Below are 22,516 nucleotides of genomic sequence, written 5' to 3' on the forward strand. Positions count from 1 at the left end.
CTGTTTTATTTTTTGAATAACGAAATGCCTGATTTGCATAATGTTATATGTTTTTTATTTACAATTTTACAGTACTAAAAAAAACAGTACAATGAAAGTAACTGCTACATTCAAAGAGAAATTCACGATCAGTATTAGTTACTTATTCATACTGCTTTTCGTCTATTCAGCAGTCAGTAAACTACTGGATTTTCACAACTTTCAGATACAGCTTGCTCAATCTCCTTTACTTACTGCCTTTGCTACATATATTTCTTATGCAGTACTAACAGTAGAATTTGCAATAGCTATTTTGCTATCAATACCAAACACCAGAATAATCGGATTGTTCTCGGCATTTGGACTGATGCTACTATTTACAATTTATATCTACATAATACTCAATTACAGCTCATTTGTACCCTGCTCTTGCGGAGGCATCCTTGAAAACATGAACTGGACAGAGCATCTTATCTTCAATATTGCAATGGTAATACTTGCAGCGACAGCTTTGTATCTTTCCAATGATTGGCAGAATAAACCGCGATTTTATATCAGCATACGTCTTGTAGCAATATCGCTACTAAGTGTAGTTTTAATGGCTGGGCTGTTTCTTGTTTCTGAAGACATGGTGCAACATCGCAATAACTTTGTGAGAAGGTTTCCTCCCTTTCCTGCCAAACGAATTACTGTAGAAAACCTGAAATTCAATTCCTTTTACTTTGCTGGCGAAAGCAATGGTAAGCTATTTCTGGGAAATACTTCGGCACCAGCATTGATAACTACATTGGATACAGCACTTCAAGTGATCATAACCCAGCACATCAAGATTACGGATACGTTGTTCAAATTCCATAATATTCAATTACGAGTACTTCCACCCCACTTTTATTTATTCGACGGTACAGTTCCCATAATTTTTAAAGGAAATTTAAGTGATGGAAAAGCCGTTTTACAATCCAGAAAAATCCCCGGTTTCACAAAAGCAGTACTCATTGATTCCGCAACCATCATAATTCGAACGCTCAGCAATACTCGAGAAAATCTTTTAGCAACTGTAAACCTCAACGATGGCCAAATTAAAAAATCGGCTCATGAACTTCTTCAGAAACAAATTGATGGATTATTCGATACAGATGGAATAATGCAGTACAGTCAACAGCAAAGAAAATTTGTTTACTTATACTACTACCGCAATCAATATACGGTTACAGATCAATATCTTAACCTTGTGCATCGCGGAAACACAATTGATACCACTTCTAAAGCTAAAATCAAAATTGCATATGTAAAGGCGAAGAAGCAGAGGGTATTTTCAGCACCCCCATTATTGGTAAACAGAGTTAGCGCAATCCATAATAACCTGTTGTTCGTAAACTCAACATTACCTGGGAGATATGATGAAATAAAAATGTGGAAAAATGCAAATGTTATCGATGTATACGACATTCTAACGAAATCCTATTTAATGAGCTTTTACATCTACAAAATTGACGGTGAAAAAATTGATGATTTTATAGTAACCAATACCCATTTTTTTGCAATAATAGGGTCCAACATTGTTTCTTACAAACTAGCTGCAGCATTGAAAAATAAATACAATAATTAAATGAAAGACATACCGGCCAGTATCAGGGGTCAGATCGAAAACCTGTAAAAAAGAGTAGATCACATTAGTTAATTTTTAAATTTTAATATTATGAAATCTTTAGCAATTAAAATGATGTTTCCCGTTGTCGCCTTTGTGTTGGCATCGGCAGGTGCGGTAAGCACCAGTGATTCGACAACTAAATCTGAAATCGCGAGCGTGCAAGGTTTTAAACGTACGGCGCCATTCAATTGTCAGCCACAAAAAATCTGTAATAACATCGGAACTGTGCTTTGTGTTGACGGAACAGATCAAATGTATGCGAAACCTTCGCCAACATCGGACTGTACAGAGATATTGACCCACAAACCTTAAAAAATATTTAAGGTAAAATTAATGCAGGTCATAATTTCTTATGACCTGCATTTCTTATTGTACTCCTTCAGCAATCCATTTTTTGGGTGATTCTCCTTTTAAATAATAGCCAAACCAATCTTCTATTCGATGAGCAAAGTTCTGTTGATTCTCCTTTTTTACCAATGCATGACCATCTCCGCGATACACTAGTAAGATGGCGCTTTTTTTCAATCGTTGCATCGCAAGATAAAAAGCAATACTTTGATAATAATGGATTTGCCTGTCTTCTTCTCCTGTCCAAATGAGTACAGGCGTTTCTATTTTATCGACAAAGTTGAGCGGCGAATTACGCTCGTATCCTTTCCTATCTTCAAACAAAGATTTTCCCATACGCCACTGCTGGCTCTCAAATCGCCACATCTCTGGTCTTCCAAAAGTCCAACCGATAGAAAGATACCATCCAGCAAGATCAAAAACAGAAGCCCCTGATATAGCACTTGCAAACAAATTGGTCTGCCCCAGTATAAAATTGGTTTCATATCCTCCAAAAGAGTGTCCAATTAAGCCAATTTTAGAATTGTCGACTAAGTCTTTACTTACAACCGCTTTGGTGGCAGCAATGACACAATCTGCAGCTGATACCCCTGGATTTCCCAACTCATATTCAATATCAGGGAGCAGCACAAAATAACCTTGAGCAGTTAGGTTAGAGGTATTAAATCCTGCCATATTATGGAGCGATGGATTGATGTAATAATGAAGTAAATAGGATTGCTTTTCATAAATATGTACAATCATTGGATACTTCTTTTCTGGACTATAAGCTGCAGGGTAGTACAAGATCCCAGTTAAAAGAGAGTTTTTTGAATCCCGATAATAGATCTTTTCCTGCTTTGCCCACGCATATTTATAATGCTGTAAATTACTCTGATAGAGTTTTGTATTCGTTTCTTCCTTGCCCATGCTTATGCTTAATTCTGGCGGACTATTATATTTTTGTGATTCATAAACATACACATTCGCTTTGCTGGCTTTTAGTATTTTTGTAGTAAGAAAATCACCAAAAAAAATCGGTTCTACGTTCTTTTTTGGACCAAGAATAAAGTAACCACTTTCATTATTCCTTTTCGCACTTAACATTATTTTATTTTTAGTATTGATCGCTGCATCAATATGTCCAGTAAAATAGGGTACAAAAAATTCCCTATCAACTGGCGGAGCTATCCGAAATGTAATTCCCGACTCCTTCCCTCTAGTAAGTCGAACAGCTTTATTTCCTTTAAAATCTATTTGCCAAATATCAAACTGATCATAAAGTAGAATATATTCGTCATGAACACCCCAGCCTACAATCCGGTAGTTAATTGGCCAAATTTTATCTTCCCAGTCCGCTAATTGAAGCTCGTGCCGCCCTGTAACATTAGAATGGGCACCAGTCAAAAAATTATAAACCCACCAATCGTTATCTTTAAAATAAGCAAAATATTTTCCGCCAGGTGACAAACTTAATGTTTCTAGTTGTGTAGACTGGTTTTCTAAAAGTAAATTTCTCTGTCCCGTTTCTAGATCAGTAACAAAGAAGTTTACATTCCGCTCCATTATATATTGCGGTCCTAAATCGTTTTTATTATAAGTAATAGCAAAATCTTGACTGGCATTCAGAAAACCGAAGGGTTTACTTTGATCGGTAATTAGCATAAAACGATCTTGCTCCGGCCACCATGCAGCGATTCTGGTATTAAATTCGAGATCTTCCACAGTCTGCCTTTCAGAATAAACAACCGCATCATTGCCATTCCATACCTGTGCCCCATCAAATTTTTCTGCTATGGCAACCTCCTTTCTAATAGTAAAAAATACCCTTTTACCATCAGGAGAAAGCGTCAAACCACTCGCGAATTCGCTTTCCACATAGAAACTATCTGGAATTTTATTGGGCTCCAACTGAAATAATATAGTATTCTTTACAGAAAAACAGAAAACAGCCGGACGATTAATTCCACTGATACTATCTTTATTTTCTCTTAGAAAAGCAACAGATTGACCATCAGCATTCCATATCAGTTGCGAAAATTTCCCACTACCACTTTCAGCTACTACTGATTTCGATATAGTTGACCCAAAGGTCACCATCAGTACTTGGTAAACGCCACCGTTTTCAATGGTACAGACAAGCGCATCCTTGGAACTACTCATACGGAATTGATCAATCCCAGCAATACTTTGCAATAGCTCTCCTCCACTATTCCTGAGCTGTAATACCCGCTGCTTCGCTTTTCCTTCCACAGTAATCAAATAGTTACCATTTCCCGAAAAGGAATACGTTTCCACTTCTTCAATTACGTTGATCTTATCCTTTTCCAAATCAAGAAGAGATAGTCGTCCATCAGTATCAAGGCAGACAAATTGACGTTCCCCGCTAAATGCTCCCGCATTGGATTTTGCAAAAGTATACATCTTCTTTCCATCACTTCGCTTCACAAAAAGCGTATCAGGGCTTTCGTCATAGCGCATTGCATAGCTTACCCAGTTCCCTTTATCAGATATTTTGTCAGTATAAAGCGTTCCCCACAAATGATAATCGCTTTCTGTAACTGCTTTTTTTGGTAGTACCTGCCCGTAATTCGGGCAAGCAACTAACAAAAAAATTAAAAAATTAACCCATCGGCAAATACTGCCAAATAGTGTCGTATTGGTCTTTCTATCGATTAACCGTAGAGTACCGTTGTTATAATTGATCATATTAATATCCAGTATTTTGAGGTTTTAGAAATGGATTTACTAGTAATTCAGACTGTGGCAAAGGCCATAATTGGTCGGTTGCATTCCATCCAGGTTTCGTACCCAAGACAGCATCCAGCTTCCCAAAACGCTTCAGATCAAAAAAACGATGCCCGTACTCGGTAAATAATTCAACCTTGCGTTCTTGTAAGATGGCTTCGAGTAAGGTTGTTTGAGTAGTAGCATCCGTATCTGGTAGGCCTGCCGTATGTCTTATCTTGTTTAAATCTTCTTTGGCACCTATCATGTCTCCTTGCCTAGCACGTGCTTCTGACCGAATCAGGTACTGCTCTGCTAGTCTGAAAATAATGGAGTATTCTAATGAGGAACCGCTAGCAATGTCTTGCTTGTATTTATAAGGATGATACCAAAGGCCACCTCCTTCGGTAACCGTCTTTATCCAATGACTCTTTCTCAAATCGTTGGTCTCAAATTGGGATACAAAATTATCTGACAAGGCAACCAACTCTGGCGGACCGGAAAAGAAAATAAAGGTGCTGCCTTCATCTGTATTCGCACCTTCACTTCCAGAAGCAAGTTGCCATATAGTGCTAGTACTTTCTTTTAGAAATACGGAGTCAAGATTATCATCCCATATATAAAGCGAAGTATCATTCAATACTGCTGAGGCCATATTCGCTGCTTCTGCAAAATCACCATGGTACAAGTACACGCGTGCAAGCAATGCCTGAGCTGTCGCCTTATTGGGGCGAGTTCGGTCTGCTTTACTATAGTCTGAAGGTAGTAAGGTAATAGCGACTTCAAGATCGGCAATGATGTTTTTATAAACGACTTCGGTCGCCATTCTCGGCACTGTACTGTTGTAAACATAATCGGTTGTACTTACATAAGGCACATCCCCAAAAAGATTTACGAGGTAAAAGTGCGTTATGGCTCTTGCAAAAAGTGCCTCACCCTGTAATTGATTTTTATCACTTGGCGCTAATGAAGCAGAATTACCTACTCCTTCAAAAATAGCATTGGCAGCATAAATCTGATTATAGGAACTGTTCCATAATAGGGAAACAAAAGCATCTGAAGCTAGTAAAGAATTATTATAAAAATCGGCTGTCGTGTAAGCACCATTTTCATAAGAAACTAGTTCATCAGCATACGTACCCAACAGGCAAGAAATCCCAAAAGACTTTCCGGTTAACAGTCCGTTCTCTCTCATTTGTGCATAAACATCAACCATAGCTGCATTGGCCGTGGTCGCGTTCTCAAAAACCGCGTCCGTGGTCAACTGCGAATTAGGTCGGTCGACTGCAACAAAATCATCACAGCTTACAATGAAAAGAAAACTAGACAGAGCCAGTAGTTTTATAGAATAGTTCCGAATTCTTATTTGATTTTTCATGTGTTTGGATTTTAAATATTAAAAAGTAAGTTGCACTCCAGCTGAAATAACACGTAAAGGAGGTAAAGTACCGCCTTGGGTAAACTCAGGATCTCCACCTTTGTAAGAAGTGATAGTTAGGAGATTTTGTGCCTGTAGTGACAAACGACACCCCAACTGTGGCAACAATTCACGTGGAAAATCGTAAGAGAGCGAAATGTTTTTAAGCCGTATATAAGAGGCATCACTTACAGCACCGTCACTCAAACCAAAATATTCACTAGCCTGCATAACTTGTTGGTCAGTGCCAGTAGTATACCTCTGATATGGAGCCAAATCCCCAGCCTGATGCCAGCTGTTGACATAAGCTGATGGTTGATTACTCAATAATCCAGCAAAGCGCTGCGTATTGGCAAAATTGAAATTCTCTTGTTTAACAAACTGGAATAGAAAATCCAATTGTAAGCTTTTGAAAACAAATAGGTTTTGCAGTCCACCATAGTATTTTGGGTTAAAATCCCTAACTGTTTCACGGTCATTTTCATACGATATAGCACCATCGCCATTCACATCTTTAAATTGATACAGTCCAGTTTGTGGATCGACTCCAGTAAAATGAAATAGTTTTCTTATTGTCGTAGGTTGTCCTATTACATAATCGCTTCTGTAGCCAGAAGATTCTAAATCAGGAAAAGAAACCAATCTATTGGTCGCGCTGGTTATATTAAAATTAGTCGTCCACGAAAAATTATTAGTTTTAATCGGTACTAAGCGCAGCGTAGCTTCAAAACCAGTATTTTCAACAGTCGCGTCTAAATTGGCTTGGATGCTACTAAAACCTGTGGTTCCTGCTAAAGGTAAACCAACCAGCTGGTTGGAGGAACGATTTTGATACCAAGCGGTTGTCAAAAAAATACGATCATTAAAAAATCCAAGCTCTAGCGCAGCTTCAAATTTTTTATTAGTTTCCCAACCAAAATCAGCATTATAAAGTCGCGCAGGCTGCAAACCATTGGTACCTCCATATTGATATCCAGAGGAACTGTAGGTGTTTAGAAATTGGTAATCCCCTATTTGATCATTTCCAGTTGTACCATAACTAGATCGTAGTTTTCCAAAACTGAGCCATAAACTATTTTCAGCTAGCAGTGGCTCTTTATAAAACAACCAAGCCCCGCCTATGGCTCCAAAAGTAGCAAACTGCTTTCCTGGTCCAAAACGGCTAGAACCATCCCTCCTACCGGTGAAATTTACAATATACTTGTCGACAAAGGTGTAATTAGCTCGTCCAAAAAAAGCTTGATATTTATAAAGTATAGCATTATTATTCAAAATCAGTGTCACCGATGCCGACGCCAAGTCAGATAGCAAGCTATTACTTGTAAATCCACTGGCGAGGCTAAGTAGCTTTTTGCTATCTTGGTTTTGATAGCTGGCTCCTACCAATACATCAATTTTTGATTTCCCAAAATCCCCCCACCAGTTCAATTGCGGCTCAATAATCCAAGACCGCCTGCTCAAGATATTGCTATAAATGGAGGAATACTGACTGCCTAAATTATAAGCAGGATTATACACAGTAGAGGGTATAGAACGATTGTCCTCATTATGAAGGTCGGTAAAACCAAGACTCGTCTTAAATTCCAAGTTTTTGGCCACTGTATAAGAAAGTAAACTATTCACTATAAGGTCAGTGGTTTGAGCGATATTTTTGCTTTCTAAATTGGCCAATGGGTTTTCCCAAGTACTGTTCTCCCAGTTCAGCTTGTTATCCGCATCATAAAGTGCGGGAGCATTCGGTGCAACTTGCCTCGATAAGGTTACAAAGTCAATCCATGGTAAGTCGTTGTGCTGCGCGGTATAGCTTCCCGAAAAAGTAATGCGAAACTTTTTGTCCTCGGAAGCATGGTCAAAACTAAGTCGAGCACCTCCTCTTTTATATAAAAAATCTCCGGGGAATACGCTGCTTTCCGTTCGATAATTACCACTAAAGAGATATTTAGTTTGTTCAGAACCACCACTAACCGAAGCCTGCAATCCCATGACTTCAGACGTCCCTCCTATCAGTTTCTTTTGCCAATCGGTATATCGGCTCGGATCCCAAGTACCGTTCACATCATAGGCATTTGCGGGATAGCTAACAATGCCATCATTGGCAAAAGCTTCCTGACGCATCGCTAAATACTGCGAGGTATTCATCATAGGCATCATCTTGCTGACCGTTCCGCTACTGTGATTGCTGTTAATTGTGAAGGTTGTCTTACCCGTTTTGCCTTTTTTAGTGGTAATCAGCACTACGCCGTTGGCACCACGAGAACCATAAATTGCTGTGGCATCTGCATCCTTTAATATATCAAGGCTTTCAATATCGCCAGGATTAATACTCCCTAATGGGTTGCCATCCCCAGGAATAGACGTAGACGTTTGGCGGTCGCTAATAGGATCAGACGAATAGGGCACGCCATCAATAATAAAGAGTGGAGCATTCGCACCCTCACGAAGACTGTTTAACCCCCGAATGTTGATACTGAATCCGCCACCTGCAATCCCACTTTCCTGTACAATATTCACACCCGCCATCCTTCCTTGCATAGTCGCAAGCACATTTGTGACCGGTTGCGTTTCAATAGCCGCCGCCGTAATTCTAGCAATACTTCCTGTACGCTCACTTTCTTTTACGCTGTAATAACCTGCATTGACACGAACTTCCTGTAAGTTGGTAGCGTCCTCTTGAAGCTGGATATTAAGTATTGTTTGATTATTGACAGCGACAGCAATCGTTTTGTATCCTATAAAGGAGAACACAAGTACATCTGTAGGTAAAGCATTTATGGAGTAGTGTCCATCAAAATCAGTAAGGACTGTCGTATTATTTCTCTTTAAATGTACGGTAACTCCAGGTAAAGGATTTCCTTTATCCGTTACTGTTCCCGTAATTTGTTTAATCTGAACTTGTTCAATCTGAACTTGTTTCAGATTCTCCTTTCGCAAGCTATTGCCCACTTTGAGCAAAGTCGTAGGGATTATGGGCGTATTAGCAAGAGTAACACTAGTATTCAGTAGTATGCAAATAAGCAGATACCACAATACCGCCCTACCCTTGTTTAATGAAATATTTTTCATAATATTGGTTTAGTTAATGTAAATGAATGTTTTTGTTAGCATTGGTCCTCTTTTCAGTTGTCCAGACGGTTAGAGGGCCTTTTTTTTGCACTTACTTTTTGTCACCCTGATTTAGTTTATACTGAGCGAAGCCGAAGTACAGTCGAAGGGCTTTTTGTGTTTACTTTTTATTCTATCATAGGCAGGGTTTTAATTGGATTTATATTTTGTTATTTTTTCTTTACTAGGTACAACTGTGGCAACCATAAATCCAAAGACATATCAATACTATTAATGCCACTATTAATGCAGCTTGAATTTGTCTGTAGTATTTCATCTTATTAATTTATGGGGGTTATAAAATGGGTTTTGGGTCATGGGTTTTGTTTTTTAGGTTATGAGTTATTTCAAATAAGTGGATCTATTTCCTTTGGTCTTAATTCACCATCAAAAAAACAAGCCTGCACCTTTTACTAACAAATTCAAAATAAATTAACTAGGCGATTATTCAATGGACCTTTCGGTGCAGGCGTTTTATAGGGAGTATTCATTTATTCAATCATAGGCATACAAGTTTTAGCGGGTTAAACTGCTGCGAGACTATAAAAATGAAGATATAACGCTAAGAATGAAGTGGAGTAAATACCAAAATATCGAGCATAAAAAATGGCATGGAACTCAGCTTACTGCGTTAGAGGTACTGGTATACCGAGCAACAATAAGTGAGCCCACGCCATGGGACGTGAGCATCTTACTTATTATCTCGTTGCAAAATTACCAGTTTTCTAACGCGAGATTCTAAGCGAATGCTTCAAATGTTTTATAAGAAGAATCGCAAATATATGTATTCAATAACAAATATAATAATTTTTTTATTAAAAGCAATATATATGTTGCCGTTATTGTTTTTTCAAAGTACGAATTTTATAAAATGGATAAGCTTGTTTTTTTAAAGGAACGAAAACTACTGGGGAAAAGAATTGCTCAGCTAAGAAATAATTGTATAAATGAAATAACGGGAAAGAAAATTTCTCAAGAGGAACTAGCACTCAGGCTTGGTTTGGCGAAAAATCACATTGGGTTAATTGAACGTGGTAAAACAAACACAACAGTTGACGTTTTATACGGTATCGCTAAAGAATTCAGAGAAGAAATTATTTCATTATTTGATTTTGAAAAAATAAAAAAAGATGCTTAGGCATCTTTTTTTGATTTAAGAAATATTCCCAAATTGCATATTGAATTTTCCAAAATGCATATTATATAAAAATTTAAACCCCTATTTTGACCTTACTTAAAGATTCAAAATATGGAATGGTATGAAATCATTGGGTTTGTTGTGGTATGGGTTTTAGGTCTATATCTGAGAGGGAAGTTTTATGAATGTATGAGGAATAGGCATTATAATGATAGCTGGAGAACTAGAAGAAAGAAATGAAAAAATGCCGCAATAGAATTAGCTTACTATTATCCTATTTAAATAAAGTCAAAATATCACTAAATGTGGGTATTGTAACAATAGTTTTAAAAGTCTTTATTTACGAACTAGAATATATAGCTTGAAATATGGTAAAACTTAAAAAAAGCGTTACTTGTTGATGTTATATACAAGTTATGCGTAATTCGCAGCACGCAGTACAATAAAAATCATAAGATGAAAACAATTATTAAGTCATTAATTTTAGGCACTCTGATATTCACATCAGCGTGTAATAATAGTAGTAAACAAACCCAAAAAAAAGCAAAACTAGAGCTAAAAAATAAAAACGATGTTACCAAGCCTGAAGACATCTCATATGACACCAAACCTGAGGACATCTTAAAGGATTTTATAACATGGTATGATTACGATTATTACAATATTCGATTAGCCCAAGACTTTATTGCATTAGACACAAATTCTACAGTTTTATATAAGACTCAATTTTTGAATAAGTTACTTACTGGCAAATTTTTTGCTATCAAAACAGCTCTTAAAGACAGTATCCCAAGTTATAAGCTATTTAAACTTAATAATAAAGATTCTGCTATTACTTCAACAATTATGCAATCGGCTTCATCCGAGATTTCAAATTATAAAATGGAAGGTAAAAAGCTACCAGATTTTAATTTTACTGATTTGAATGGAGTCGTGTATAACAGGGCAAATACAAAGGGAAAAATTCTTATTCTAAAGTGTTGGTTTATACATTGTGTAGCTTGTGTAAAAGAATTTCCCGAATTAAATCAATTAGTAAAAGACTATAAACAAGACAAGAATGTTATATTTTTAAGCTTGGCAAGTGACAACAAAAATGATTTAATAAATTTTCTTAAAAAAAAGCAGTTTAACTATGCTGTAATACCAAATTCGGATATTTATATGAAACAGTCTTTAGGGGTTCAATTATATCCAACACATCTTTTTGTAGACGAAAATGGCAAAATTCAAAAGGTTGTAAATAATGTTGACGATTTAATTGCATTTATTCGTAAATCTAAATTATAAACTGGACTCAGATAGAACTACGCATAACAGCTAGAGTTTCGTTGCGTGCGAAGCACGAACAATGAAACTCCGGTTGAACGGAACCGTTTCCACTTCCGCAACCTATGCACTTATCGTAAAAAAAATAGAGAGAATATCAAGAGGATTTATGGTCCTCTTTTTTTTGGAGTAGTTTCTGCTTTGTTTTTGAGTGTTTTCGGTCACTTTTGAGCATAAGTGCCCTTACCCGTAAAATTAACTTTCACAGTGCCGATACGTATCGGGAGAGTTTTGGCTATTGCCAAGATACCAAGCAGGCGGACCACGTTGATCAAAAACCGCTATTCGATGTAAATTCCCTGTTTTACAACAGGGACATTTGGGTAAAAAAGGCTTTTTCTCTACTTTATCTAGTACTTTTACCTTTAGTTTTTCTTGTAAAAGCTTTAACTTTTGACGTTTCCAAGTACTGCTCAAAAAGCCATAATGCCGTATTTTCACAAACCGTTTGGGCAATATATGCAATGAAAACCGGCGGATAAACTCCTGATGTGTGAGTGTCATTTGCTTCTTTACTCCTGCCACACGATAATCCTTATAATCAAAAGTTACATTTTGGGTATCGATGCTTTTTATTCTATGGTTGCTAATGGCTATTTTGTGGGTGTATCTTCCCAAATATTCCACCACCGATTTAGGACTTCCGAAAGGCTTTTTGGCAAAAAATACCCACTGTTTCTCCCAAAGTTGTTTCTTGACTCTAGTATAATTATCGGGGCTTTTCGCTTGTAAAGCCGCACAATATTTAGCCCTAAAAACCTTGGACAACGCCTTGACTGGAAACAAGAATTTGCCATCGCCTCTTATATTCTTCCAATTGCCATTTTTATCAACCCCGCCGCCCGGTACGATGCAGTGTAAGTGCGGATGCAGGGACAGGTTCTGTCCCCAAGTGTGCAAAACCGCAATCATCCCAGTTTGGATTTCTTTGGCTTTTCCAAAACTTTTCAAAGTTGCCCAGGCCGACTCAAAAAGCAAATCATAAACCAATCTAGGATCTTGCATGGCTAAAACATTGATGCTATCGGGCAAGGTAAAAACCACATGAAAATAGGGCACTGGTAAAAGTTCGCTTTGTCTAGCTTGTATCCAATCTTCTCGGTTTTTACCCTGACATTTGGGACAGTGTCTATTGCGACAGGAGTTATAGCTAATGCTGATGTTCCCACATGTATCACAACCATCAATATGCCCACCCAAAGCGGATGTCCGACATCTTCTAACTGCCGATAAGGTGCGTAATTGCCAAGTATTGAATCCTAAATTTTCAATGTTTTGCCCTAGTTTACCCAGTACATGAGCTACTTCGTGCTGCACTTGGCAAACAAAGTATCAAGTGGACTAAAGGCTTTTATGGTGTCGAGTTGGGCAATATGCAAATAGTCCATCGTCGTCTCTATATTTTCATGTCCTAAGAGATTTTTAAGTGTGATAATATCGAGTCCGTCTTCGAGTAAATGCGTAGCAAAAGTGTGCCGAAGCGTATGCACACAAACCTCCTTGGTAATCCCAGCTGCCTTACTGGCTTGTTTGACTGCCCATTGCACGCCACGTTGGGAATAACGACTATCAAAATCACCACCTGCTATGCCTTGGGGTTGTCCGTTGAAGAGATACGTTTTTGGCTTTTCGGCTTCAATGTAGGTTTTGAGTCCTCGAATTAAATGTTTTGATAAGGGAACGTAGCGGTCTTTTTTACCTTTTCCTTGTACTACTTTGAGTTGTTCACGGTCAAAATCAAGATCTTGCAAGCGTACACTTCGCACTTCCATACAACGCAAACCACAACCGTACAACAAACCAATGAGTATTTTGTGTTTAAGCAGTTGACAATGTTGAAGTAATCGCCAAACTTCTTCTTTACTGAGTACTGTAGGTAGTTTTTTGTCGTGTTTTATCGAAGGTAAATGTAGGTACTCATAAGGCAACCCTTCGGATTTAAGTAAGAATCTAAGTCCATAAACACAGTGCTTAAAGTAGGTTTGAGAAGGTGTTTTAGAACGTTTTTGAAGTAGAAATAAGTATTCTTGCACTTGTTCTACATCTAGCTCAGTAGGGAGTTTTCCAAAATGAAGCGCCATAGAGGCAACATGCTGACCGTAGTTTCTACAGGTACTCTCACTTCTACCTAGAACTGACATTGTTCGCTTAAAGCGATGAAATAAATTACCGAAATCGGGAACTTCTGCGATAGCTCGATTGATGATAGTAACGTATTTTACTACTTCATCCTCTTTTTTTTATCATTGTAAAGGTTTTTAATTATTTTTACAAAGAACTATATTTTACACAATACACTACCGAAGGTTTAGTTCAACCACCATTTTGAGCTAGCTGGAGTTTAGTGGAATTACCGTTTCGCATCAAGTTTTCGTTAAGCCGAAAATTGAGCGGTTACGAACTTCCAGCCATCTCAAAGTGGCATAACGTTATGCCCAATTATAAAAACCTATATATAAAAATATGACAGTAACTGAAAAAATCAGCTTTGTTAGAAAGGAATTAATTCATAATTTAAAAGATATTGAAATTAAATCAGAAACAGAAGAATTAGACTTCAAGGAGATTTATAAAATATCCGATACAATAAGTAAAGTCGAATTTGTAAAAGACATTCTAGCTTTTGCAAATTCAAAAGGTGGATATATTATTTTTGGAGTTAATAAATCCTATGATTGGATTGGTTTAGATGAAAGAAGTGATTCAGACGTGGATGAAGCAAATATTTCCAATATATTAGATACTTATTCTGATGGTCATATAGAATTTGTTACAAATACTGTTGAAATCGATGGTGATTTCTTTTTTATTATTTATATTTTCCCTTCAAGTCAAATAATTCCATTTAGGAAAGATGGACAATATTCAAAAAATAAATGGAAAGGAGGTAAAAATACAAATGTGACAGTTTTTAAATCTGGAGATGTTTATTGTAGAAGAGGTAGTCGATCTATAAAAGCAGATAACTTATTTTATAAACTTAAAAGTAATAATTTTAAAATTATTGAAAATGTATCAATTCAACCAATTATGTATTCTGAATTTATTGGTAGAAATGAATATTTAACTGATTTACATCAAAAAATCGAAAATCAAAATAATAGAATTATTCAAATTGATGGAATTGGTGGAATTGGAAAAACAAGTTTTGTTCATTACTTTGTTTCTCAATTAATCGAGAATAAAGTTTTTAAAAATAATTTTGATTTTATAATATGGACAAGTTCGAAAAGAAATAAATACACTCCAAGCGGTATTAAAGAACTGTCAGAATTTATTTCTAATTTTTCAGATTTAATTCAAGAAATATATAATTTTATAATAAACAATCAACTTATTAGCTTAGACCACGAAACAGAAAAAGATATAGTTGACGTAGTTAAAGACTTTTTAAACCAAAATAAAACTTTACTAATTGTCGATAATTTAGAAACTTTAAATGATGCTGATTTAATAGATTTTCTTGAACACTTTCCTCTTAAATCTAAAGCAATACTAACAACACGAGAAACTCTAGGTGATTTTTATTTGTCAAGAATAAACTTAAATGGTTTTACACGGGAGAAAGAATTCCCTGATTTTTTAGTTTCACAATACAAAAATTTTAATGGTGAAGGTAATTTCTTAGAGCTTTACGAAACATATATAGGTGAGTTATTTTTATACACAAAAGGTATGCCTTTAGCAGGTCAACTAATCACTCACCAATTAGCACAAGGAACCCCTATTGAAAATGTTATTGAAAATCTTAAAAATGGAAAAGCTTATGAAGATATTTTAACATTCTGTTTTAAAGGCTCTATCGAAAAACTATCAATTATAGAGAAAACCATTTTGTTCATTTTTTCATTATCTGAAAAAGAATCGCTATTATCAACTGATGATTTAATTTATATTAGCGGTTTTTCTAATGATGAAATCGGATTACAAGCAATTCCTAAATTAACCACTATTTCACTTTGTTTCAAGAAAAAAACTGAAACAGGTATAATCGGGTATTCAATACCATACTTAGCTAAAATATATTCAAAACAATTTTTGAATATAGATAATGAAGAGGAAATCATATCTAAATATGAAAACTTTCTTCAAGAAAAATTAAAATTTAGTTCTTCTGATAATTCAGTAATTAATCTATTTTATCGTTCACAAGCAAAAAACCATAATGAAAAAGTTTTAGCAGATGGTGCTTTAAGAGCTCTTACAGTTGCAAGTTATGACTATGATCTAGCTATATCATTAATAAACAATCTGATTACACAAAACAACAAATTCCCATTCCTATATCTGATTAAGGGTAAAATAGAAGAAAATGGAATTTTTAAAGATTCTGTTGAGAAAGCAAAAAAGGAATTTTTATTTGCAATACAATTAAATGAAAATTATCTTGAACCACTTATAGAATTAGGATATATCGAATATAAAAGTAGAATAGGTAATAAAGAAAATGCCAAGGAATTTATCAATTCAAGTATTAATTATTTTGAGAAAGCATATAAAATAGCACCTGATGATCAACGAGTTTGTTTAGGGTTAGCGCAAGGGTATTCTAAACAAGCATCATCAATTAGTTATTATCATCACAAGGAAACCAAAAAACAAGTTGCCGAGAAAGCTAATGTGTATTTTCAAAAAGCTTTTTACCTTAGTGAAGACCTCACTTATACAGAGAAGCATTCGAACGCCATTACAGCCTATGGTTACGCTCTTAATTACAAAAACAATATTAGAAATGATGAGGATGCTTTAAAATTATGTAAAGTTGGTTTAGATTATGAGTCAGATAATTTAATTTTACAAAGTTTAGAAAAAGAACTTGAATTTAAATTAAATCCTTCTAATTATGCTAAAGAAATATTTAAAGAAAAAGGCTGGGTAAAATAACTGGGCATAACCGCCATTTAGCGAGATTGTGGTTTTAGTGGAATTAACGTTTTTTATAACGTTTACGTTCAGCCGAAAACTGAGCGGTTACGAACTTCCAGCCATCTCAAAGTGGCATAACGTTGCAAACATTATAAAACTAAACGTGGAAAAATTAAGAATGAATTAATGAAAAAAATTGTTATCGTAATTATTACGACTTTATTACTAGTTTCTTGTAAAATGACAAAAGAAACTTATGACAGTGGTGAATTAAAAAAAATCGGAAGAACATCTAGTGATTTAAAAAATGGAAAATGGAAATTTTATCATAAAAACGGAAGGATATTTCAAAAAGGAAAATACCTTGATGGAGCAGAAATTGGTTTTTGGAAAATTTTTCACGAAAATGGCAATTTACACCAGATCGGTAAATTTAATAATGGAAAACAAGACGGAGAGTGGAAGTTTTTCCACGAAAACGGAAATAAAGAAGGAATTGGAAAATTAGATAATGGAAAATTAATTGGTCAATGGAATTGGTACCATACTAATGGAAAAATTTATAGTGAAAGATTATACACTGATGGAAAACTAATGAATATAATTAATTGTTTTAATGGCAATGGAAAGCAATTAGATAAAGGCACTCTAAAAGATGGAAATGGAACACTAAATGTATATGATATAGAAGGGAATTTATTAGAAGTACAAAACTTTAAAGATGGAAAATTTATAAAATAACGATCTGCCAACAGAGATGCTTTGAGCTAGCTGGAATTTAGTGGAATTACCGTTTCGCATCATATTTTCGTTAAGCAGAAAATTGAAAGGTTACGAAGTCCACAGCAAGTACAAGCGAGGGAAACGTTAGCGGCAAGCTGTCAAAAATTGCACATAAAAAATCATTAATAATATGTCTATATTTAATATTAAAAACATTCCTTCACAATTATTATTCCCCTCTAATTCAGATGAGGATATTAACATATTAATAGGCGAAAATGGTAGCGGAAAAAGTACTTTATTAAACGACATTTCAAAATTTCATCTAAGTCAAAATTCTAAAGTAATTGCAATTGCAAACACAATTTATGACAAATTCAATTCACGGAATTCACGCTTTAAAATACTCAGATCATCTACAGGCAAAACATTAGCAAGAAATACAATTGTCAATGCATTTAAAATCTTAGCTAAAGATGATTTAAAAAGATTACGAAACGTAGCAAATACATTGGTATATATTGGATTTGATCCTGTAATAAGTTTAAAAATAAAAGGTGTTAATCCAGAATTTCGAGAAAAATTAATAGATTCAGAATTGACGAGTGAAGAAAAAGAGCACTTGTTGTATTATTTAAATAGATATATAGACAGAGCGTTTCACAAAGAAAACATTGTAGATATAAATTTCACTAATGAAAAGTTTGAAGATCTCAAAAACTCTTATCTACTTACAATGTTTTTATATGAAAAACAATTAAAGTCTTTGAAGCTAATTAGTGGAATAAACATATATCTACATAAAAATAATCAACATATACCTTTAAACAAAGCAAGTTCAGGAGAATTAACTTTGGTAACATCTCTTATTTATTTGACTTCTGTGATTACTGAAAATTGTGTTATATTAATAGATGAACCTGAAAATAGCTTGCATCCAAAATGGCAAATAGAATACATAACAAGACTTAACGAGCTATTTTATTTTTATCAGCCAAAAATTATTGTTGCGACACATTCTCCATTAATAATAAATGGTGCAGAAATTAATATCCAAAATATAAAAATTTTTAAAGGTGCGAATGGTAATTTTATTCTTGAAGAAAACGAAAAAATTAATGTTGAAGAAATTTATCAAGAATATTTTGATGTAACAACGCCAGAGAATCGCTATTTATCAGAAAACTTAATAGACAAAATGAATTTGTTAGCTTCTAAAGATATTGGATTAGATAAATTTACAGAAGAAATAAAAAACATTCAGGATAACTCATACGATGATAAGCAGATAAAATTACTAGACGAAGTTTTAGTAATGGGAAGAAAAATAATTAATGATTTAGAATAGATGCCAATAATTTTTGAAAATCAAGATAATGAAAATATTGCAACCGCCATTACGGCAGGTGGAAACGTTTGGAAAAACCCAGTTCTCAAGGAAGTTAAAAGAAAAATAAAAGATTACTATATTGAAAATGAATTGCCCAAATGTTGCTATTGTAGTAGATTATTTGTTGATGAATTTCGAATGGTCATTGACATTGAGCATATTTTACCGCAAAGTAAATATTCAAGTCTTAGATTCGAAGAACTAAACTTAAATGTTGCTTGCAAAAGATGTAATATGGAAATTAAAAAAGCTAGGTTAGATTTTATAGTAGATGAAACCAAAATAGGAACAAATTATTATCAATCCCAGCATTATAAATTAGTTCATCCAAATGTTGACAAATATGATGAACATTTAAGAATAATTACGGGGAGAAATGGAAATATTGTTTTCAATAAATATGTTATTTTAACTAAGAATAAAGGTCAATTTACATATGATTATTTTGAACTCAAAGAATTTGAGATGAATAATTTAAATGAAGCTCAAGGAATTAAAAATTTATCAACATTATCCCGTGAAATTCCAGATTATTTAAGAAATCAAATAATAAAAATTCTATCCAAAATCTAGTAAAAAAAACAGCCGCTAATAGGTAAGGGTTCGTTGGACTTGAAAAGCCAACAATGAAGCCTGCGTTGAACGGAACCGATTACATGCTGTCAACACTATGGAGTTATCGTAAAATTATTGGAGATGTTACAAGAGGCAAAAATGCCTCTTTTTAAAGCTTTTTACGGTTCTTTTATATTATTACAAATCCAATTCCCCTGCTGGCTTGAGCATTAAATATCACTGATGCTGGCGCGATGCGTCCCGCTCGTGCCCACAAACTCAGTATTTACTGCAATATAAACAAAAAAAGCAACCTCTTAACTGGGCTGCTTTTGTTGCTTTAAGGGATATCTTGGGGTTTTTAATCCATAAGATTAAAATATCTGTTATCACTCAAACTTAATTATTCAATTCGCGAATCACACGCTGTACTCTTTGTCGCAAACTCAGTAAAATTATAGATTTAAGGTCTTCAGTGCTATGAAATAATTGGGCTTATTATGATCTAAATTTTAGTTATTTAACTGATAGGTAGGTTTTATGAGTCCATTAAGGATCATTTTTATAAAAATATCTGGTGAACTAGACGACAGAAATGAAAGATATGACGTGCTAGAATTAGCTTTCTATTGTACATTCAATTTAAGTCAAAATATCACTAAATGTAGGTATTGTAATAATAGTTAAAAAAGACTTTATTTACGAACTAGAATATATAGCTTGAAATATGGTAAAACTTTAAAAAAAACCGTTACTTGTTGATGCTATATACATGTTATGCGACACTTTACCTAAAAACATACGAAAAAACCACCGAAAAGATATAAACCTACGAAAAACCAAAATAACCAAAAAAGACAATAAATGGAATTAAGGAAAATAATAATTCACGAATTAATAAAAGAAAAAGAAAGCAGAGAAGTTGCAATAGAGCTGTCAGAGGAATTAATTCCAATTAATGAAGAATCAACAGCTTTGGTGTCAGCACTTTCAGATAGTTATAAAAGCGATAGAATTTTATATGCAATCTTTGACAATTCAGAAGGCAAATATTTTCCAGAAAAATTTTCAGAATACAGAGAAACTCATAGAAATAATGATGATTTCATTACTTTTACGAGACTTGTCATGGGTAATTTAGTTGAATTTATAAGACCCGTTATTTTTGCAACGGGTGGGTATTTTGTTTTTGCAGAATATAGTGAAAATGGTTATAACTTTGTTTCAATTTTTTTAATTCGTGACGTTGAAGGTAGAATTTTAAGGAGAACACAAAATTCATTTTCAATTCAAACGGTTGAATATGTAGACACCAAAAATCTTGCTATGGCTTGTCGGATAAATGAAAATCGAATTGATGATGAAGAAATAAATTACATTTCTTTTACACAATTAAGACAACAAGAAGTTTCTGAATATTTTAAAACTTGGGTTTCTATTCAACAACTTGAAAGTAGTAGTGATTATACTAAAGCATTATACACAATAATCAGCCAAATTGTTCCCCCAATTAACCCAGAAACTAATGTGCAATACCCAATTGAAACTTTTAGAAATTTAGTTTATAGTTATACTTCTTCAAGTCCAAATAACACTGTCAACATTAGAGATTTGAGCCAACATTTCTATGGAAATCCTAATACAGTTTCAGATTATGCAAATGAAAACGATATATCATTAGATACAGAATTTAGATATAACAAAAGACAGCTTAGAAAATTCATCAAACTTGAAGTTAATCGAGATGGAATAAATTTAAAATTTTCGCGAGGAACTTTAAACGATAAAATTAGAATTTCAGAAGAGGATCCAAATATTGTTATAATTGAATCAGAAAGTTTTGCAAATGCATTAAGAGTTGAAATAGATAACAACTAATGATAGATAATCATAAACATATATTTGAGATATTTAAAAAATCTGCATTTTCTATAAATCCAGACGATATTGTTTTTCAATATTCTGCAGATATTGAAAGAGAATTATCTGATTTAAATCTAAATTTTCTAAAAATTAGAGAAGAATCTCTAACTGTTGAAAAAAACGATTTAGATTTTTATATTTTTGAAAAATCAAATGATTATCTAAAATTAAATGAAGTAGTAAAAAAGGGAAACGTTTTAATAATCAATAAAGAAAGCGTTCCGCTCTCTTTAATTGATGGCAAAACTTTTACTAATTTTATTGAAGATGAAAATAACTTTTTCTTTTCAAATTCAATATCATTCAACGAATTCATTGAATTTATAAAATCACAAGAAATGGATTCTGATGAAGCATTCCATTTTGTAGATTATGTAAACAAAACCAACAGAAAAATTGTATTTACAAGTTTGAGTGAAAAAGGACGGTTAATCATAAATTACTTTAATGAAATACATAATTTCGATAGTAATAATAATTATAGTATTCCATTAGAAGAATTTAAATCTTGTTTTATTAAAGAAAATTTGCATTTACCGAAATTTTTAAAAAACTCAATTATTGAATTTTCTTCAAAAAGTAAAAAAGAAATAAGAGTTAATGAGTTCTTCGAAAATTTAGATAAAATAATAAAAAATGCAAAAATAAATTTTGAAATTTATTTGAATAATTTATCCATTGATTCAATTAAAAAGGAATATGATGAATATAAAACTAAATACTTCAAAGAAATTTCAGAAATACTATCTAACATAACTCAAAAAATAATTGGTTTGCCGATTGTTATTGCAACAACATTATTTGCGTTAGAAAAAATTCAAATTTCTGTACAATTTTCAGCAATGATTATCATAACAATACTAATAACTAACATTTACTTAATTCTTCTATTAAAAATAAATTTCAACGATTTAGCATACATAAAAACAGTTTCTGAAAGAGATTATAAAAAACTAATTTCAAATAAATTTTTTACAGTCTTCCCAGAAGAAAAAACATATTTTACAGAAATAAAAACAAGATTAAATATGAGAGTTAAGCAGTTAAAAAACATTTGCGAAACTTATTTTTGGATTATTGGAATAACAAACATCGGATTAAATATATTGATTTTTAATAAATTAGAATTATCCACAGGACTTGTTTTTATGATTAGTGTAATCTCCTTTGGTATATTTGCATTTACTAGAAATATTATTTTAGAACAAACAGAAAAATAAAAGCGTCGCATAACAGCTTTGAGCTAGCTGGAGTTTAGTGGAATTACCGTTTCGCATCACGTTTTCGTTAATCCGAAAACTAAGCGTCTACGAACTTCCAGCCATCTCAAAGTGGCAAAATGTTATATGCCATTTAAATGAAAATTGGCGAAAATAGAACTTAAATAAT

Annotated in this window: 16 protein-coding genes; 11 read left to right on the forward strand and 5 right to left on the reverse strand. The window is 33.8% G+C overall.

Going from position 1 to position 22,516, the window contains the following annotated elements:
- The first annotated feature begins 91 nt into the window (after positions 1 to 91).
- Both QO200_RS13940 and QO200_RS13945 read left to right on the forward strand, forming a co-directional pair.
- Positions 92 to 1,588: a MauE/DoxX family redox-associated membrane protein gene (locus QO200_RS13940; RefSeq protein WP_371541056.1), complete on the forward strand. Its 1,497-nt coding sequence runs from the start codon at positions 92 to 94 to the stop codon at positions 1,586 to 1,588.
- Between the two features lie 90 nt (positions 1,589 to 1,678).
- Entirely contained in the window at positions 1,679 to 1,942 is a 264-nt protein-coding gene (locus QO200_RS13945; protein WP_132109417.1) for a DUF6520 family protein, read from the forward strand.
- A gap of 54 nt (positions 1,943 to 1,996) precedes the next feature.
- Here QO200_RS13945 and QO200_RS13950 read toward each other — a convergent pair whose 3' ends face one another.
- The 3 genes from QO200_RS13950 to QO200_RS13960 are packed head-to-tail and all read right to left on the reverse strand — an operon-like array spanning position 1,997 to position 9,164.
- Positions 1,997 to 4,666, reverse strand: a complete 2,670-nt coding sequence (locus QO200_RS13950) for an alpha/beta hydrolase family protein (protein WP_371541057.1) — start codon at positions 4,664 to 4,666, stop codon at positions 1,997 to 1,999.
- A 1-nt stretch (position 4,667) separates the two neighbouring features.
- Positions 4,668 to 6,062 (reverse strand): RagB/SusD family nutrient uptake outer membrane protein, encoded by a 1,395-nt coding sequence (locus QO200_RS13955; protein ID WP_371541058.1) that lies wholly within the window; start codon positions 6,060 to 6,062, stop codon positions 4,668 to 4,670.
- Positions 6,063 to 6,080: 18 nt separating this feature from the next.
- The gene (locus QO200_RS13960; protein ID WP_371541059.1) at positions 6,081 to 9,164 is read right to left on the reverse strand and encodes a SusC/RagA family TonB-linked outer membrane protein; all 3,084 of its coding nucleotides are present in this window, start codon (positions 9,162 to 9,164) and stop codon (positions 6,081 to 6,083) included.
- 607 nt (positions 9,165 to 9,771) lie between these two features.
- Between QO200_RS13960 and QO200_RS13965 the strand changes: the two genes are divergently transcribed.
- From QO200_RS13965 to QO200_RS13975, 3 genes are all read left to right on the forward strand, one after another.
- The gene (locus tag QO200_RS13965) at positions 9,772 to 9,945 is read left to right on the forward strand and encodes a hypothetical protein (RefSeq protein WP_371541060.1); all 174 of its coding nucleotides are present in this window, start codon (positions 9,772 to 9,774) and stop codon (positions 9,943 to 9,945) included.
- A 129-nt stretch (positions 9,946 to 10,074) separates the two neighbouring features.
- Positions 10,075 to 10,341 carry a helix-turn-helix domain-containing protein gene (locus QO200_RS13970; RefSeq protein ID WP_371541061.1) on the forward strand — a complete coding sequence of 89 codons (267 nt, stop codon included), beginning with the start codon at positions 10,075 to 10,077 and terminating at the stop codon, positions 10,339 to 10,341.
- A 456-nt stretch (positions 10,342 to 10,797) separates the two neighbouring features.
- Complete coding sequence (locus QO200_RS13975; RefSeq protein ID WP_371541062.1) at positions 10,798 to 11,631, forward strand: TlpA family protein disulfide reductase; 834 nt, start codon at positions 10,798 to 10,800, stop codon at positions 11,629 to 11,631.
- A 234-nt stretch (positions 11,632 to 11,865) separates the two neighbouring features.
- On the opposite strand, the gene QO200_RS13980 is transcribed toward QO200_RS13975, so the two are convergent.
- Complete coding sequence (locus tag QO200_RS13980) at positions 11,866 to 12,987, reverse strand: IS91 family transposase (RefSeq protein ID WP_371541063.1); 1,122 nt, start codon at positions 12,985 to 12,987, stop codon at positions 11,866 to 11,868.
- Entirely contained in the window at positions 12,972 to 13,811 is an 840-nt protein-coding gene (locus tag QO200_RS13985; protein WP_371541064.1) for a tyrosine-type recombinase/integrase, read from the reverse strand. The genes QO200_RS13980 and QO200_RS13985 overlap by 16 nt, the downstream gene beginning before the upstream one ends.
- Positions 13,812 to 14,133: 322 nt before the next feature.
- Between QO200_RS13985 and QO200_RS13990 the strand changes: the two genes are divergently transcribed.
- From QO200_RS13990 to QO200_RS14015, 6 genes are all read left to right on the forward strand, one after another.
- Positions 14,134 to 16,554, forward strand: coding sequence for an RNA-binding domain-containing protein (locus QO200_RS13990; RefSeq protein ID WP_371541065.1), 2,421 nt, complete (start codon positions 14,134 to 14,136; stop codon positions 16,552 to 16,554).
- A 168-nt stretch (positions 16,555 to 16,722) separates the two neighbouring features.
- Positions 16,723 to 17,277, forward strand: a complete 555-nt coding sequence (locus tag QO200_RS13995) for a toxin-antitoxin system YwqK family antitoxin (RefSeq protein WP_371541066.1) — start codon at positions 16,723 to 16,725, stop codon at positions 17,275 to 17,277.
- Positions 17,278 to 17,449: 172 nt separating this feature from the next.
- Positions 17,450 to 18,607, forward strand: a complete 1,158-nt coding sequence (locus tag QO200_RS14000) for an AAA family ATPase (protein ID WP_371541067.1) — start codon at positions 17,450 to 17,452, stop codon at positions 18,605 to 18,607.
- Positions 18,608 to 19,222, forward strand: coding sequence for an HNH endonuclease (locus tag QO200_RS14005; RefSeq protein ID WP_371541068.1), 615 nt, complete (start codon positions 18,608 to 18,610; stop codon positions 19,220 to 19,222).
- 846 nt (positions 19,223 to 20,068) lie between these two features.
- Entirely contained in the window at positions 20,069 to 21,082 is a 1,014-nt protein-coding gene (locus QO200_RS14010) for a nucleoid-associated protein (protein ID WP_371541070.1), read from the forward strand.
- A complete protein-coding gene (locus QO200_RS14015) occupies positions 21,082 to 22,347 on the forward strand; it encodes a hypothetical protein (protein WP_371541072.1) in 1,266 nt (421 codons plus the stop codon). The genes QO200_RS14010 and QO200_RS14015 overlap by 1 nt, the downstream gene beginning before the upstream one ends.
- The last annotated feature ends 169 nt before the right edge of the window (positions 22,348 to 22,516 follow it).

The sequence above is a fragment of the Flavobacterium sp. Arc3 genome (assembly GCF_041431375.1).
Classification (GTDB): Bacteria; Bacteroidota; Bacteroidia; order Flavobacteriales; family Flavobacteriaceae; genus Flavobacterium.

Excerpts from the sequence above, each read along its gene's own strand:
- QO200_RS13990 (WP_371541065.1), top strand. The coding sequence starts at position 14,134 with ATGACAGTAACTGAAAAAATCAGCTTTGTTAGAAAGGAATTAATTCAT.
- QO200_RS13960 (WP_371541059.1), bottom strand. The coding sequence starts at position 9,164 with ATGAAAAATATTTCATTAAACAAGGGTAGGGCGGTATTGTGGTATCTG.
- QO200_RS13970 (WP_371541061.1), top strand. The coding sequence starts at position 10,075 with ATGGATAAGCTTGTTTTTTTAAAGGAACGAAAACTACTGGGGAAAAGA.
- QO200_RS13995 (WP_371541066.1), top strand. The coding sequence starts at position 16,723 with ATGAAAAAAATTGTTATCGTAATTATTACGACTTTATTACTAGTTTCT.
- QO200_RS14000 (WP_371541067.1), top strand. The coding sequence starts at position 17,450 with ATGTCTATATTTAATATTAAAAACATTCCTTCACAATTATTATTCCCC.
- QO200_RS13985 (WP_371541064.1), bottom strand. The coding sequence starts at position 13,811 with ATGTCAGTTCTAGGTAGAAGTGAGAGTACCTGTAGAAACTACGGTCAG.
- QO200_RS14015 (WP_371541072.1), top strand. The coding sequence starts at position 21,082 with ATGATAGATAATCATAAACATATATTTGAGATATTTAAAAAATCTGCA.
- QO200_RS13950 (WP_371541057.1), bottom strand. The coding sequence starts at position 4,666 with ATGATCAATTATAACAACGGTACTCTACGGTTAATCGATAGAAAGACC.
- QO200_RS14005 (WP_371541068.1), top strand. The coding sequence starts at position 18,608 with ATGCCAATAATTTTTGAAAATCAAGATAATGAAAATATTGCAACCGCC.
- QO200_RS13955 (WP_371541058.1), bottom strand. The coding sequence starts at position 6,062 with ATGAAAAATCAAATAAGAATTCGGAACTATTCTATAAAACTACTGGCT.
- QO200_RS13940 (WP_371541056.1), top strand. The coding sequence starts at position 92 with ATGAAAGTAACTGCTACATTCAAAGAGAAATTCACGATCAGTATTAGT.
- QO200_RS13945 (WP_132109417.1), top strand. The coding sequence starts at position 1,679 with ATGAAATCTTTAGCAATTAAAATGATGTTTCCCGTTGTCGCCTTTGTG.
- QO200_RS13975 (WP_371541062.1), top strand. The coding sequence starts at position 10,798 with ATGAAAACAATTATTAAGTCATTAATTTTAGGCACTCTGATATTCACA.
- QO200_RS14010 (WP_371541070.1), top strand. The coding sequence starts at position 20,069 with ATGGAATTAAGGAAAATAATAATTCACGAATTAATAAAAGAAAAAGAA.
- QO200_RS13965 (WP_371541060.1), top strand. The coding sequence starts at position 9,772 with ATGAAGTGGAGTAAATACCAAAATATCGAGCATAAAAAATGGCATGGA.